The sequence below is a fragment of the Stenotrophomonas sp. SAU14A_NAIMI4_8 genome, assembly GCF_003086695.1.
Taxonomy (GTDB): Bacteria; Pseudomonadota; Gammaproteobacteria; order Xanthomonadales; family Xanthomonadaceae; genus Stenotrophomonas.
Genome location: NZ_CP025999.1, coordinates 1399852 through 1414766, shown reverse-complemented (window position 1 = coordinate 1414766; position 14915 = coordinate 1399852). Strand labels below are relative to the sequence as shown.

At 67.6% G+C, this 14915-nt stretch carries 14 protein-coding genes; 6 read left to right on the top strand and 8 right to left on the bottom strand.

The features are described from left to right. Window positions 1–16: 16 nt before the first annotated feature. The 5 genes from C1930_RS06550 to creB form a co-directional block, all read right to left on the bottom strand. The gene (locus C1930_RS06550) at window positions 17–496 is read right to left on the bottom strand and encodes a hypothetical protein (protein WP_108755744.1); all 480 of its coding nucleotides are present in this window, start codon (window positions 494–496) and stop codon (window positions 17–19) included. 39 nt (window positions 497–535) lie between these two features. After that, on the bottom strand, window positions 536–946 hold the full coding sequence (locus C1930_RS06545) for a hypothetical protein (protein ID WP_108755743.1): 411 nt from the start codon (window positions 944–946) through the stop codon (window positions 536–538). Between the two features lie 10 nt (window positions 947–956). Next, the gene (gene creD, locus C1930_RS06540; RefSeq protein ID WP_108771356.1) at window positions 957–2276 is read right to left on the bottom strand and encodes a cell envelope integrity protein CreD; all 1320 of its coding nucleotides are present in this window, start codon (window positions 2274–2276) and stop codon (window positions 957–959) included. A gap of 81 nt (window positions 2277–2357) precedes the next feature. After that, window positions 2358–3818, bottom strand: coding sequence for a two-component system sensor histidine kinase CreC (creC, locus tag C1930_RS06535; protein ID WP_108755741.1), 1461 nt, complete (start codon window positions 3816–3818; stop codon window positions 2358–2360). A gap of 2 nt (window positions 3819–3820) precedes the next feature. After that, window positions 3821–4555 carry a two-component system response regulator CreB gene (gene creB, locus C1930_RS06530; protein ID WP_108752544.1) on the bottom strand — a complete coding sequence of 245 codons (735 nt, stop codon included), beginning with the start codon at window positions 4553–4555 and terminating at the stop codon, window positions 3821–3823. A gap of 35 nt (window positions 4556–4590) precedes the next feature. Between creB and rlmJ the strand changes: the two genes are divergently transcribed. The 5 genes from rlmJ to C1930_RS06505 all read left to right on the top strand — a co-directional run bounded on the left by rlmJ (window position 4591) and on the right by C1930_RS06505 (window position 11062). Further along, the gene (rlmJ, locus tag C1930_RS06525; protein WP_108749009.1) at window positions 4591–5448 is read left to right on the top strand and encodes a 23S rRNA (adenine(2030)-N(6))-methyltransferase RlmJ; all 858 of its coding nucleotides are present in this window, start codon (window positions 4591–4593) and stop codon (window positions 5446–5448) included. A gap of 106 nt (window positions 5449–5554) precedes the next feature. Further along, on the top strand, window positions 5555–6100 hold the full coding sequence (locus tag C1930_RS06520; RefSeq protein ID WP_019659177.1) for a GNAT family N-acetyltransferase: 546 nt from the start codon (window positions 5555–5557) through the stop codon (window positions 6098–6100). 168 nt (window positions 6101–6268) lie between these two features. Beyond that, on the top strand, window positions 6269–9733 hold the full coding sequence (mfd, locus tag C1930_RS06515) for a transcription-repair coupling factor (protein WP_108771355.1): 3465 nt from the start codon (window positions 6269–6271) through the stop codon (window positions 9731–9733). An 82-nt stretch (window positions 9734–9815) separates the two neighbouring features. Then, complete coding sequence (locus C1930_RS06510; RefSeq protein ID WP_108755739.1) at window positions 9816–10331, top strand: hypothetical protein; 516 nt, start codon at window positions 9816–9818, stop codon at window positions 10329–10331. A gap of 125 nt (window positions 10332–10456) precedes the next feature. Next, entirely contained in the window at window positions 10457–11062 is a 606-nt protein-coding gene (locus tag C1930_RS06505; RefSeq protein WP_108771354.1) for an HD domain-containing phosphohydrolase, read from the top strand. A 218-nt stretch (window positions 11063–11280) separates the two neighbouring features. On the opposite strand, the gene C1930_RS06500 is transcribed toward C1930_RS06505, so the two are convergent. Together C1930_RS06500 and C1930_RS20190 are read right to left on the bottom strand one after the other, a co-directional pair. Next, window positions 11281–13374: a M13 family metallopeptidase gene (locus C1930_RS06500; protein WP_108771353.1), complete on the bottom strand. Its 2094-nt coding sequence runs from the start codon at window positions 13372–13374 to the stop codon at window positions 11281–11283. An 88-nt stretch (window positions 13375–13462) separates the two neighbouring features. Further along, on the bottom strand, window positions 13463–13669 hold the full coding sequence (locus tag C1930_RS20190; protein ID WP_159093564.1) for a hypothetical protein: 207 nt from the start codon (window positions 13667–13669) through the stop codon (window positions 13463–13465). 82 nt (window positions 13670–13751) lie between these two features. Here C1930_RS20190 and C1930_RS20185 point away from each other — a divergent pair, with 82 nt between their 5' ends. Then, window positions 13752–13901, top strand: coding sequence for a hypothetical protein (locus C1930_RS20185; RefSeq protein WP_159093562.1), 150 nt, complete (start codon window positions 13752–13754; stop codon window positions 13899–13901). A gap of 98 nt (window positions 13902–13999) precedes the next feature. Here the strand turns inward: C1930_RS20185 and gpmA are convergent, their stop codons facing one another. Then, window positions 14000–14749 (bottom strand): 2,3-diphosphoglycerate-dependent phosphoglycerate mutase, encoded by a 750-nt coding sequence (gene gpmA, locus C1930_RS06495; protein ID WP_108771352.1) that lies wholly within the window; start codon window positions 14747–14749, stop codon window positions 14000–14002. Between the last annotated feature and the right edge of the window lie 166 nt (window positions 14750–14915).

The following is a 14915-nucleotide window of genomic DNA, read 5'->3' as shown; positions in this document are numbered from 1 at the left end:
CCCCCCGTCCCATCGGTCATGGGCCCGCCACTTCCGGCACGGGAACATCGATCTGGGTTTCGCTGAAATCGCTGAACTCCAGCAGCAGTGTCCCCTCGACGAACACCAGTTCGTGGCGGAAGCTGCCGGCGCCGACCGCCACCAGTTCCTCCAGCAGCAGATCGCCGAATCCCTCCGAGGGCCCGCCGTGCTTGTCCACCCGCAGCCGCGACACCTGCCCGTAGCGCAGTTCGATGCGCCCGCCCCAGGCGCCCTGCAGCACCAGCAGGACCTCATGCGGGCGACCGTTCTCGTCTTCCCCCTCGCTGAGCGCCAGCTGTTCAAGACGCGCGTCATGCAGGCAGCGGGGATCGCTGAAGTCGTAGCGCCACGGTGCCGCCACGAACGCTTTCACCGGCGCCGGAAGCCCCGCTTCGATCGACGCTACGTAGGCATCCCAGCCAGTCGTATCGATGTCATAGCCGTCGCGGGTCTCGCTCAGTCTTACGATGTCCATGGCATTGCTTCTCCTGATGACAGCGCATTGTGCCTGCCGCTAGCCGCGCCAGCCCAGCCACAGCTGCGCCCGTTCCGGTAGCAGCAGCAACCAGTGCTGCTGGTCGATGCTGCTGCAGCCGTACACCGCGGCGTGCGCCGGCCAGTCCGCCGGCAGACCGTCAATGCCGATGGCCTGCAGCGCGGCCGCACCGGCCTGCCAGGGCCGGTAGCGCGGCACCCGGCCGGCCAGCGCACCGCGCCCCTGGCGGGCGTTGTTCAACCACGCCAATCCCTGCTGCCGCAGCCCTTCGCAGCTCACCGCGGCCAGCTGGAAGCGGACCAGGCCGGGGGCGATCCGTGCCCCCGGCAGGGCCGCCAGCACACCATGTGCCTGCAGCAGTGCATCCACTTCCAGCAGCGCAGGAATGCCCTGCTGTGCCCGTTGCCGCAATCCCTGGCGCCAGCCCATGGTGTGCTCCTTACTTCAGCTCGCTGCCCAGCGCGTACCAGTCCACGCGGCGGGTCACCCACATCGCCACGGCCAGGATCGCAAACAGCAGCAGCGAACCCATGAGCAGCGCGTTGTTTTCCGAAACCAGCAGCCCGTACAGCGCGCCGTACAGCAGCGTCAGCATCGCCGCAAAGCCCAGCCCGCGTTTCCAGTGCCCCAGCACATTGGCCAGGTACACCGCCTGCAGCCCGATGCAGGCCACGGCCGAGACCAGGTAGGCCTGCCAGAATGCGATGTGCTCGGACAGGCTGATCAGCAGCAGGAAGAAGATCGCCAGCGCCAGGCCCACCATCAGGTACTGCAGCGGATGGATGCGCAGCGCCTTGATCAGCTCGAACAGAATGAAACCGACGAAGGTGAGCACGATGAACAGCACGCCGTACTTGGACGCGCGATCGGCCTGGGTGTAGCTGTCCACCGGGTCCACCAGCGAAACCGCCACGGCCTGCGCGTCCAGATCGCCGCCCTTGCGCAACTGGTGCTGCGCATCGGACGCCAGCGACGATACCGCCCAGCGTGCATCGAAGCCCTGGCCATCGACGCGGCGCTCGTTGGGCAGGAAGGCACCGGTGAACGAGGGGTGCGGCCAGCTCGAGCGCAGCGCGATCTGGTTGTCATCGCCCAGCGGCACCACCGACAGCGCACGGCTGCCGTCCAGGCGCAGTTCCAGTTCCACGCTGCTGGCAGCCAGGGTGCCGCCACTGGCATCGGCGAAGCCGGCTAAAGGCGCATGCAGGCCACGACCCAGCGCGTCGGCCGCGCCTACACCCGGCAGCAGCCGCACCTGCTGGCCATCCACTCGCAGGTTCGGCGTGCCCACCAGGCCGCGGGCGTCGGACACGCCCAGTGCCACGTACGGCTGGCCGTAGCTGCGGCCGGCCTTCACCGGGTAATCGTCGGCGGCGAAGCTGGCCTTGACCTGGCCGTTCCAGCTGTACACCGGCACCTTGAACAGCCCCACCGAGCGCTGGCTGGGCAGCAGTTCGCCGTTCACTTCCAGCGTGGTCGGCACCTGCAGCCACTGCCCTTCGGTGGTCTGCATTTCGGTCTTCTTCACGCCCTGCGCGTCCACCACTTCCACCTGCTGGCGCTCCACCCACGGCACCACCCGCACCGGGCCGATCAGCCGCTGGGTGCCGGCGCGGCTTTCGGCCACGCGCGAATACGCTTCATCGCGGTATGCGCTGCGCTCGTTGATGACGCCGCGGATCATCATCAGGGGAATCAGCAGCAGCAGGATCAGGCCGCCAACAATGGCGAACCGCAGCAGCATCTTCAGGGATTTCATGGTCCATCCTCGTTGGAGAGGACTGCAGGATGGACGCCGCCGGTGAGCGGGGTTTGTGGCGAATTTGAAGTGAGCGTGAAGTCAGCGCCGGGCGCGCGTGGCGGGGCTGCCGGCGGGCAACCACAGTTCGGCCAGGGTGCCGCCACCGTCGCGTGCCGCCAGGGCAGCGCGGCCGTCGTGCAGGCGGGCCACTTCCTGCACGAAGGGCAGGCCCAACCCGGAACTGCGGCGACCACTGCCGGGCCGGGCCAGCGAATAGAAGCGTTCGAACACCCGTTCGCGCGCGTAATCGGGAATACCGGCGCCACGGTCGGCCACCTGCAGGCGCACGCCCTGCCCTTCGTTCTGTGCCGACAGTTCCACCACCGAACCGGGCGGCGAGAACGCCACCGCGTTGTCGATCAGGTTGTGCAGGGCCTGACGCACCAGGTAGCCGTCGCCGTGTACGCGCAGGCCTGCCGCAGCGTGGGCCACGACCTGTACCCCTGACGCCTGCGCGGCCACCTGTGCGGCGCCGGCGGCTTCCTCAAGCAGGGCAGACACCTCGATCGGCGCACGGGTTTGCAGCCAGCCGTGCTGTTCCACTTCGGCCAGCGCCAGCAGCTTGTCGATGGTTTCGGTCAACCGCTGCTGCTGGTCGACGATGCTGCGCGCGAAATGCGCGCGATCCGCATCGGGCATCGGTTCCTGCAGCAGCTCGGCCGCGCCACGGATCGCCGCCAGCGGGCTCTTCATTTCATGAGTGAGCGACTGCACGTACTGTTCAACATAGGCCTTGCCTTCCAGCTTGCGGCGCATGGTTTCCAGCGCCTGGCCCAGTTCGCCGATCTCGTCGCGGCGCCGCCGTGGCGGCGGCACCGGCTCGCCATTGGTCACCGCGCGTGCGTAGCGGCTGAGCTGGCCCAGGCCACGGGTCAGCCACACGGTCACCAGGATGCCCACCAGCGCCGACAGGCCGATCAGCCATGCCCCGCGCTCGATGATGGCGCGCTGGCTGGCGGCGATGAACGGGTCGATGCTGCGGTTGGGCTGGGCCAGGCTGAGCACGCCGATCAGGGTCTGGCCATCGGCCGGGTCGTACACCGGCGCGGCCACGTGCATCACGGTGTTGCCTTCTTCGCCCGGAATCTCCGGGCTGGACCGCGCGCCGTACTCGCCGCGCAGAGTGCGGTAGACATCGTTCCAGCGCGAATTGTCGCGCCCCACGTCGCGCCCCAGCGAATCGTAGATCACGATGCCTCGGGCATCGGTGATGGTGACCCGGTAATCCAGCGCGCGCTTGGGAAAGCGCCAGACCATGGCCTTCAGGTCGCGCTGCCGGGCCTTGGCCAGATTGCGGGTGAAGCTGCCGCTGCCGATGGTGCCGGCCTTGACGTCGGCGGCAGCCATCTCGGCCAGCACGTTGGCCGCATCCACCAGGGTCGATTCCATCGCCTGGCGCACGCCGGGCTTCACTTCGTTCACGAACACGCGCATCACGAAGAACGCGGCGATGCCCACGATCAGGAAGAAGCCCAGGAACAGTTTCAGCATCAGCCGCATGGCTACACCTGCAGTGCGTAACCCACGCCACGGTGGGTGCGGATCGGGTCATCGCTGGCACCGGCCGCGCGCAGCTTGGCGCGCAGGGTCTTCACGTGGGTGTCGACGGTGCGGTCGGCGCTGTCGGCACTGCTGTCCCAGCCACGGTCCATCAGCTGGGCGCGGCTGAGGATGGCGCCGGGGCGCTGCAGCAAGGCGTCCAGCAGGGCGTACTCGTAGCGGGTCAGCTCCAGCGGCTGGCCCTGGAAACGGATGCGCCGGCCCTCGCGATCGATCGCGAAGGCACCGGTTTCGCGCCAGCCGCCGTCCTCGGCCGGGCCCGGGGTGGCGATGACAGGCGCCGGCACCCGGCGCAGGCGCGCCCGTACCCGCGCCACCAGCTCGCGCGGCGAGAACGGCTTGGTCATGTAATCGTCCGCGCCCAGCTCCAGGCCCAGTACCCGGTCCAGCTCGTCGTTGCGGGCGGTCAGGAAGATCACCGGCAGCTGCGCCACCGCGCCGGGCAGCGCACGCAGGCGCCGGCAGACCTCGAAGCCGCCCAGGTCGGGCAGGCCCACATCCAGCACCAGCAGGTCGATTCCCCCGTCCTGCAGGCGCTGCAGCGCTTCCCCGCCCAACAGGCAGTGGCTGGCCGCATAGCCTTCGCTGCGCAGGGCGTAGAGCACGGTTTCGGCGATGGCGGCTTCGTCTTCGACCACCAGCACATGGGCAACGGGCGCTGTCATGGCGCGCAGCATAGCCGCTGCGGCCGCCGCCCCGTACACTGCCGCCCATGAACTATCGCCACGCCTTCCATGCCGGCAACCATGCCGATGTCCTCAAGCACATCGTGCAGCTGGCCCTGATCGACAGCTTCAAGCGCAAGGACAGCCCGTTCTTCGTGCTGGACACCCACGGCGGCGCCGGCCGCTACCTGCTGGCCAGCGAAGAAAGCCGCAAGACCCTGGAAGCCGAATCCGGGGTCATGCGCCTGATGGCCCAGCCCAAGCTGCCCGAGGTGGTCGAGCGCTACCTGAAGGCGGTGCAGGCCGACAACCCGGTGGGGGCGATGATCACCTACCCCGGCTCGCCGCTGCTGACCGCCCAGGCCATGCGCGCGCAGGACCGCATGGCGGTGTGCGAACTGCAGGAGGACGAGGCCGCTTCGCTGAAGGCCCTGTTCGCCCATGACAGCCGGGTGGGCGTGCACCCCGGCGATGGCTACGGCCAGCTGCGTGCCCTGCTGCCGCCCAAGGTCAATGGCAGCAAGATCGGCCGTGGCCTGGTGCTGATCGACCCGCCTTACGAGGCGCAGGATGCCGAGTACCAGGCGATCCTGGCCGCGCTGGCCGAAACGCTGGCGCGATGGCCGCAGGCCACCTGCGCGGTCTGGTTCCCGATCAAGCAGCGCCGCACCATCCTGCATTTCCTGCGCAAGGCCACCGCCCTGCCGGTGAAGTCGGCCCTGACCATCGAATTCCTGGTGCGCCCGGACGATTCCCCGCTGCGCCTCAACGGCAGCGGCATGCTGGTGCTCAACGCCCCCTGGCAGTTCGACCGGGTGGTCGGCCCTGCCCTGCCGGCGCTGCGCCAGCACCTGGGCGAACCGGGTGCCACGACCCGCCTGGACTGGCTGAAGACCGCCGAATAAGCGACGATCTGCCATCTTCACGAGGCTGTACGTGCGTGAGCCTTTTGTTCACGGAACACAGCCTCGGTGATGCCACAATCGATGGACCACCAAGGAACCACCCGGTATGGCCACTCGCAACCGCATGCCGCCCTGGCATGAGATCTTCAAGGCTCCCAGCGGCCACGAGCTGCTGATCCGCCCCATCCGCCCGGAAGACGGCGCGCCGCTGCAGGCCGCCTTCAGCCTGTTCGGGCCGGAAGAAATCCGCGACCGTTTCCTGCAGGCGGTCACCGAGCTTTCGCCGGAAACCACCCAGCGCCTGACCCACCCCAATCCGAAGACCGAGATCACCCTGGTCGCGGCCGAATCGCTGCCGGCCGGCGAAGCCGTGGTGGGCGCGGTGGCGCGCGCCTCGATCATTCCCGGTACCCGTGAAGCCGAGTACGCGATCCTGATCAGCCGCTTCCTGATCGGCCAGGGCCTGGGCCGGCAGCTGATGCGCAAGCTGGTGAAGTGGGGCCGCGGCAAGTACCTGGACCGTCTGTACGGCGATGTGGCCGCTGAGAATGAGCCGATGAAGCAGCTGGCCGCCTCGCTGGGCTTCAAGCCGGTGCCGCACCCCAACGGCGCCGAAGGCCTGGTGCGCATGGTGCTGGAACTGGACAATTGAGATGACGCCGGGCCATGCCCGGCGTGCCGCGTTGCGACAGACATTCCGGTAGCGCTGGGCCATGCCCGGCGTGCCGACCCCACCGCGACGTCCGCCGGGCATGGCCGGGCGCTACCGCGACGTTACGCACACGGTCACGACAAGAGCATCTGTTAAGATCGGCGGTCCATGTCGCGTACTCCATACCCCGCCCCGCCGCTGCCCCGTGCCGGCCAGCTTCGCGCCTGGTGGCGCGCCCCCGCCTCGCCCACTGCACTGGCCTGGTATCTGGTGCAGGCCGCACGCGCGCACACGGCGCCGCTGCTGGTCATCGCCCGTGACAACCACGGCGCCAGCCAGCTGGAAGCCGATCTGCACACCCTGCTGGGTGCCGATCCGTCGCTGCCGGTGGTCGCCTTCCCCGATTGGGAAACGCTGCCCTACGACCGCTTCAGCCCGCACCCGGACATCATTTCGCAGCGCCTGGCCGCCCTGCACCGCCTGCCTACGCTGAAGCGGGGTGTGGTGATCGTGCCGGTGCAGACGCTGCTGCAGCAGCTGGCACCGCAGAGCTATGTGATTGGCGGCAGCTTCGACCTGAAGGTCGGCCAGCGCCTGGACCTGGAGGCCGAGAAGCGCCGGCTGGAAAGCGCCGGCTACCGCAACGTGCCGCAGGTGATGGACCCGGGCGATTTCGCCGTGCGCGGTGGCCTGCTGGACGTGTTCCCGATGGGCGCCGACGAGCCGCTGCGGGTGGAACTGCTGGACGAGGACATCGATTCGATCCGCGCCTTCGACCCGGAAAGCCAGCGCTCGCTGGACAAGGTCGAGGCCGTGCACATGCTGCCCGGCCGCGAAGTGCCGATGGACGAGGCCAGCATTGCGCGCGTGCTGGCCACCCTGCGCGAACGCTTCGACGTGGATACCCGCCGCAGCGCGCTGTACCAGGATCTGAAATCCGGCCTGGCACCGGCCGGCATCGAGTACTACCTGCCGCTGTTCTTCGAACGCACCGCTACGCTGTTCGACTACCTGCCCGCAGGCAGCCTGCCGGTGCTGTGTGCCGGCGCCGGGGAGGCCGCCGAAACGTTCTGGAACCAGACCGCCGAGCGCTACGAGCAGCGCCGCCACGATGTGGAACGGCCGCTGCTGCCGCCGTCGGCGCTGTACCTGTCGCCGGATCTGCTGCGCGAACGTCTGAACGATACCGCGCGCATCGAAGTGTGGGCCGCCGACCATGCGCGCATCGCCGATGCGCATGCGCTGGGTGACCAGCCGCTGCCGCCGCTGCCGGTGGCCGCGCGCGAGGCACCGGCCGGCGATGCATTGAAATCCTTCCTGGCCCATTACCCCGGCCGGGTGCTGATCGCGGCCGATTCCCCGGGCCGCCGCGAGGCCCTGCTGGAAGTGCTGCAGGCGGCCGAACTGAAGCCGCCGGTGGTGGCCGATCTGCCGGCCTTTCTGGACAGCGCCGAGCGCTTCGCCATTACCGTGGCGGCACTGGAAGACGGTTTCGCGCTGGACGAACCGCGCATCGCGGTGCTCACCGAGCGCCAGCTGTTCCCCGAGCGTGCGGGCAGCACCCGCCGCACGCGTCGCGCCGGCCGCGAGCCCGAAGCGATCATCCGCGACCTGGGCGAGCTGACCGAAGGCGCGCCCATCGTGCACGAAGACCATGGCGTGGGCCGCTACCGGGGCCTGATCGCGATGGACGTGGGCGGCATGCCCGGCGAATTCCTGGAAATCGAGTACGCCAAGGGCGATCGCCTGTACGTGCCGGTGGCCCAGCTGCACCTGATCAGCCGCTATTCCGGCGCATCGGCGGAAACCGCGCCGCTGCACTCGCTGGGCGGCGAGCAATGGAGCAAGGCCAAGCGCAAGGCCGCCGAAAAGGTGCGCGACGTGGCCGCCGAACTGCTGGAAATCCAGGCGCGCCGCCAGGCCCGCGCCGGTCTGGCGCTGCACGTGGACCGCGCCATGTACGAACCGTTCGCGGCCGGCTTCCCGTTCGAGGAAACCCCCGACCAGCTGGCCGCCATCGACGCCACCCTGCGCGACCTGGCCAGCAGCCAGCCGATGGACCGCGTGGTCTGCGGCGACGTGGGCTTCGGCAAGACCGAAGTGGCCGTGCGCGCCGCCTTTGCCGCCGCCAGTGCCGGCAAGCAGGTGGCGGTGCTGGTGCCGACCACGCTGCTGGCCGAACAGCACTTCCGCAATTTCCGCGACCGCTTCGCCGATTACCCGATGAAGGTCGAAGTGCTGTCGCGCTTCAAGACCAGCAAGGAAATCAAGGCCGAGCTGGAAAAGGTCGCCGCCGGCACCATCGATGTGATCGTCGGCACCCATCGCCTGCTGCAGCCGGACGTGAAGTTCAAGGACCTGGGCATGGTCATCGTCGACGAGGAGCAGCGTTTCGGCGTGCGCCAGAAGGAAGCACTGAAGGCGCTGCGCGCCAACGTGCACCTGCTGACCCTGACCGCAACCCCGATTCCGCGCACCTTGAACATGGCCATGGCCGGCCTGCGCGACCTGTCGATCATCGCCACCCCGCCGCCGAACCGGCTGGCGGTGCAGACCTTCATCACCCAGTGGGACAACGCGCTGCTGCGCGAGGCCTTCCAGCGCGAACTCTCGCGCGGTGGCCAGCTGTATTTCCTGCACAACGACGTGGAAAGCATCGGCCGCATGCAGCGCGAGCTGTCCGAGCTGGTGCCCGAAGCGCGCATCGGCATCGCCCACGGGCAGATGCCCGAACGCGAGCTGGAAAAGGTGATGCTGGATTTCCAGAAGCAGCGCTTCAACGTGCTGCTGTCGACCACGATCATCGAATCGGGCATCGACATTCCCAACGCCAACACCATCATCATCAACCGCGCCGACCGCTTCGGCCTGGCCCAGCTGCACCAGCTGCGCGGCCGCGTGGGCCGTTCGCACCACCGCGCCTATGCCTACCTGGTGGTGCCCGACCGCCGCTCGATCACCCCGGATGCGGAAAAGCGCCTGGAAGCGATCGCCTCGATGGACGAACTGGGCGCCGGATTCACCCTGGCCACGCACGATCTGGAGATCCGCGGCGCCGGCGAACTGCTGGGCGAAGACCAGAGCGGGCAGATGGCCGAGGTGGGCTTCAGCCTGTACACCGAACTGCTGGAACGCGCCGTGCGCAGCATCCGCCAGGGCAAGCTGCCCGACCTGGATGCCGGCGAAGAAGTGCGCGGTGCCGAAGTCGAACTGCATGTGCCGGCGCTGATTCCGGAAGACTACCTGCCGGACGTGCACACCCGCCTGACCCTGTACAAGCGCATTTCCAGCGCGCGCGACAGCGCCGAACTGCGCGAACTGCAGGTGGAGATGATCGATCGCTTCGGCCTGCTGCCCGATCCTGCCAAGAACCTGTTCGCCATTGCCGAGCTGAAGCTGCAGGCCAACACGCTGGGCATCCGCAAGCTGGATCTTGGCGAAAACGGCGGCCGCATCGTGTTCGAATCCAAGCCGAACATCGACCCGATGGCGGTGATCCAGCTGATCCAGAAGCAGCCCAACCTGTACGCAATGGAAGGGCCGGACAAGCTGCGCATCAAGCACCCGCTGCCGTTGCCGGAAGACCGTTTCAACGCCGCGCGCGCCCTGCTGCTGACCCTGGCCGTGCGCTGACTGCAATCCCCCGGTGCCTTTCCGCTGCGGGCGGTGGAAGGGCACGCTATTCGTTCCTGCGCCCGCGACAAGGAGTGTTGCTGTGAATCGATTCGCCCCCCTTCTGCTGGCCACCAGCCTGGGCCTGCTGGCCGCCTGCCACAGCGGCATGAGCAACCGCGATTACCTGTACGAGAACGTTGCCAGCTGGAACAGCATGGTGAACACGGTCCAGCTGTGGACCGAAGGCGCGCGTGGCGAAGCCTTCCATGCTGCGCTGCAGGACGGCAAGAGCCTGGAACAGTTCCGCTTCGGCCTGGGCAACGCCCACAAGGAAGCCACCGACCGGCTGACCCATATCGAGCTGCTGACCCACGGCAAGGATGCCGATGCCCTGCACCAGGACCTGCGCGATTCGGTGCAGAGCACCGCCGACATGTTCGCGGTGATGCAGAAGATCGCCGCCCTGCCCGATGGCTACACCGAAGAGCAGGTGACGCCGCTGCTGCAGGCACTGGATGAAGCCACCACGAAGATGGACACCGACATGCAGGCACTGAGCGATGCGCAGGACGCGTTCGCCAAGGCCAACCGCATCCAGCTGCAGACCACCGGCTGATCGCGAACGCGGCCAGCGCGCCACACGGTGCACAGGCCGCACGCGTTACCCTAGGTGCCACTCTTCCAGACCGGCCCGCTGCTGCGGGCCGGTCGCTTTCGCGCACTGCCTGCGCCTGCACACCGATGCCCCACTCCCAAGCCCCAGACCTGCTGCACGAACATGCCTGCCTGATCGATGCACTGTCGATGTCGCTGCAGATGCGCGATGCCTACACCCGCTACCACTGCGACCGGGTGGGCGTACTGGCCCAGCGCCTGGCCGCGCACTGCGACCAGCAGGACGAAACCTGCGCGTTGATCGGCCTGGCCGCGCGTTTCCACGACATCGGCAAGATCGGCATTCCCGATGACGTGCTGCTCAGCCCGCGCCAGCACACCCTCGAAGAGCGCGACATCATGCGCGAACATCCGGTGCGCGGCGAACACATCTTTTTGGCCACCGGGCGCAGCGATGCCACCGCCGTGGCGCGGGTGATCCGCGCCCACCATGAAGCCTTCGATGGCAGCGGCTATCCCGATGGCCTGCACGGCGAATCGATTCCGGTGGGCGCACGCATCGTGGCCATCGCCGATGCCTACGACGCGATGACCAGCGCGCGCCCGTACCGCGGCGCGATGGAACACGACACCGTGCTGCGCATCCTGGAAGAACAGTCCGGCGGATTGATCGATCCGTATGTACTCAAGCGCTTCCACGGCATGCTGAAGCGCGAACCAGCGCTGGCCTGATCGCCCGCCGACGCGCGGTAGCGTCGACTGATCTTCCCACAGGCCGCGAAAAAACCCGCGCTGCGCGCGATAGTCGACTGCTCTTCCCACAGGCCGCGGAAAACCCCGCGCTGCGCGCGATAGTCGACTGACAGTCGACTCTACCGGGTCTGCGCCCTGCCAAACGAAAGGCCCGGCTTTCGCCGGGCCTTTCTGCAACTACGCCACTGCGGAGGGAATTACCAGATCACCACGCGCTTGTCGTCGGCACGCACCATCGCATCGCCGGCCTTGCACTGGAATGCCGCGGCGAACGAAGGCATGTTCGACGGCGCGCCGTTGGCACGGAAGTTGGCCGGTGCGTGCGGATCGGTGTTCAGGCGCACGCGCAGCTCGCCGTCGGTGAAGTTGCGGCGCCACACCGTGGCCCAGTTCATGAAGAAGCGCTGGTCCTGGCTGTGGCCATCGACTTCGACGTTCGCCTTCGGGTCTTCCTTCAGCGCCATCTGCAGCGCGTCGTAAGCCACGGTCAGGCCGCCCAGGTCGCCGATGTTCTCGCCCAGGGTCAGCTTGCCCTTCACGAACACGCCCGGCACCGACTCGTAGCCGTCGAACTGCGCCACCAGCTGGTCGGTGCGTTCGGTGAAGGCCTTGCGGTCAGCGTCGGTCCACCAGTTGTCGAAGTTGCCGTTGGCGGCGAACTGGCTGCCCGAATCGTCGTAGCCGTGCATCATTTCGTGGCCGATGACCGCACCGATGCCGCCGTAGTTCAGCGCCGGATCGGCCTTGGCGTCGAAGAACGGCGCCTGCAGGATCGCCGCCGGGAACACGATCTCGTTCTTGGTGGCGTTGTAGTAGGCGTTCACCGTCTGCGGGGTCATGCCCCACTCGGTCTTGTCCACCGGCTTGCCGATCTTGTCCAGCATGTAGCGGTAGTTGAACGCGCGCGCCGCCTGCATGTTGCCCAGGTAGCTGTCGCCGTTGGTCTGCAGGCCCGCCCAGTCACGCCACTTGTCCGGGTAACCGATCTTCGGGGTGAAGCTGGCCCACTTTTCCAGCGCCTTCTTCTTGGTTTCGTCGCCCATCCACGGCAGCTGCTCCAGGCGCGCCTTCAGCGCCTGCGACAGGTTTTCCACCAGGTGCTGCATGGCCACCTTCGATTCGGCCGGGAACACCGCATCGACGTACAGCTGGCCCAGGGCTTCACCCATGCCACCGTTGACCGATTCCAGCACGCGCTTCCAGCGCGGCTGCATTTCCTTCTGGCCACGCAGGGTGGTGCCGTAGAAATCGAAGTTGGCCTTTTCGAAGGTGCTGCTCAGGTACGGCGAGGCATCGTCGATGGTGTGGAAGCGCAGGTAGGCCTGCCAGGTGCTGGCCGGCACGTCGGCCAGCATCTTGTCCATTTCACCGAAGAAGCCCGGCTGGGCCAGCGAGAACTTCTGCGCGGCCGGCACCTTCAGGGTGTCAAACAGCGCGGTCCAGCTGAAGTTCGGGGTCAGCTTGTCGGCGTCGGCGGCGCTGAGCGGGTTGTAGCGCTTGGCCGGGTCACGCATTTCGATGCGCGACATCGACGCCTTGGCCAGGCGGGTTTCGAAGGCCATCACGGCCTTGGCCTGCTCGGCAGCCTGCGCAGCGTCCACGCCGGACAGGGTCAGCACCTGGGCGATGTAGGCCACGTAGGCATCGCGGATCTTGGCCTGCGCCTCGTCGAAGTAATAGCCCTTTTCCGGCAGGCCCAGACCACCCTGGCCGACGTAGGCGATCACGTTGGCCGAATCCTTGTAATCGGCATTGGCGAACAGCGAGAACAGCACGCCCTTGCCCTCGGCCTGGCTGTCGCGCAGGTACTGGGTGATGGCCGTGGTGTCGTTCAGCGCGGCGATCTTGTCCAGCTGCGGCTGCAGCGGCGCCAGGCCGGCGGCTTCGATCTTGGCTTCATCGTTGCCGGTCTTCCAGATATCACCGATCTTGGCTTCCACCGAACCGGCCTTGGCCTGGCTGGCGGCGGCCTGCTGCACCAGCGCGTGCTGCACTTCCAGCGAACGCTCGCGCAGGATCTCGAAGCTGCCCCAGGTGGTCTGGTCGCCCGGCACCGGGTTGGCGGTCAGCCACTTGCTGTTGACGAAGCCGTTGAGGTCGGTACAGGCGGCGATGGACGGGTCCAGGTCGGCGCTGTTGAGCGAGATCAGCGGGGTCTTGATCTGCGACAGATCGAAGGCCGGCTTGGCATCGGCGGTGGCCGCCGGCGCGGTTTCATTCTTGCCACAGGCGGCCAGCGAAGCAGCGATGGCGATGGTCAGGCCCAGCGGGACCAGGTTGCGGACGTTCATGGAGTCTCTCTCCGACGGCGAATCCTCAAGCCTAGCGGGCATGGCGGTGCGGGGGACCGGCCAAAGGTCACAGGGCGAGGCCGGACCGTTACCATCGTTGGCCATGAAGATCCTCACGCTTGCCACAGGCGCGGACGCACCGCTCCGACTCCATGCCAGCAACCCGTATCTGGTGGGCGTTGAACACCTGCCAGGCGCCATTGCCGCGCAGATGACCGAAGCGCCACGCGCGCACCTGCTGGCATGGTCGGCGGTGGAGGTCGGGATCGCGGGGTTCAGCCAGCACGGTCGCCATCTACTGCTGCCGCTGCCGGTACTCGTTGCCGGCATTGGCAGCATGCGGCCGGCCAAGGGGGGGTGGCTTCATCACCCTGTTCGTGCGCACCGACCACGCGCAGATGCTCGATGTGCTGGGTAGCGATACGTTCGATCAGGCGGCGCTGGATGGACTGCTTGGGCAGCGCGCGCCGTTGGGGGAGCTGCTGGGGTGTGCGCTGGATGTGGAAGACTGGGGGTATGACTGCTGAGGGCGCAGCCACCCAGTGCAATCTGTAGAGTCGAGCTTGCTCGACTGCTCTTTCCCAACCGCAAAAAGAAAGGCCGGCTTACGCCGGCCTTCTGTTTCTTATTTCGCCTTGCCCTGGTTGGCCACGGCTTCGGCGGCCTTGCGCGCCGCTTCCGGGTCGCCCAGGTAGCGGAACGACTGCACGGTCAGGTCGTCGTTCAGTTCGAACAGCAGCGGGATGCCGGTCGGGATGTTCAGCTCGAGGATTTCCTCGCGCGACACGCTGTTGAGGTACTTGTACAGCGCGCGCAGCGAGTTGCCGTGGGCGGTGACCAGCACGGTCTTGCCGTCCTTCAGCTGCGGCGCGATGGCGTCGTGCCAGTACGGCAGCACGCGGTCCAGGGTGGTGGCCAGCGATTCGGTGCCCGGCAGGGCGTTGCGGTCCAGGCCGGCGTAGCGACGGTCGTGGATCGGGTGGCCCGGGTCGTCCAGCTCCATCGGCGGCGGCGGGATGTCGTAGGAACGGCGCCACACCTTGACCTGGTCTTCGCCGTGCTTGGCGGCGGTCTCGGCCTTGTCCAGGCCCTGCAGGCCGCCGTAGTGGCGCTCGTTCAGGCGCCAGGACTTGTTCACCGGCAGCCAGTCCTGGCCCAGTTCGGCCAGCGCGCCCTGCAGGGTGTGGATGGCGCGCTTCAGCACCGAGGTGTGGGCGACGTCGAACTGCAGGCCTTCCTCGCGCATCAGGCGGCCGGCGTTGGCGGCTTCGCTGCGGCCCTGGTCGGTCAGGTCGACATCGACCCAGCCGGTGAAGCGGTTGTCCAGGTTCCACTGGCTCTGGCCATGGCGCAACAGTACGAGTTTACGGGTCACTGCAGGGTCTCCAACGCGAGGAAAGGCAGGCGGGCATTGTAGCCCCGCCGGGCGCAACAGGGTCAGTTGGCCGGCTGGGTCGCGAGGAAGGCAACGCCGACCGGTAGAGTCGACTGTCAGTCGACTGCTCTTCCCTCGGCCATCGAAAACCCCGCGCTGCGCGCGA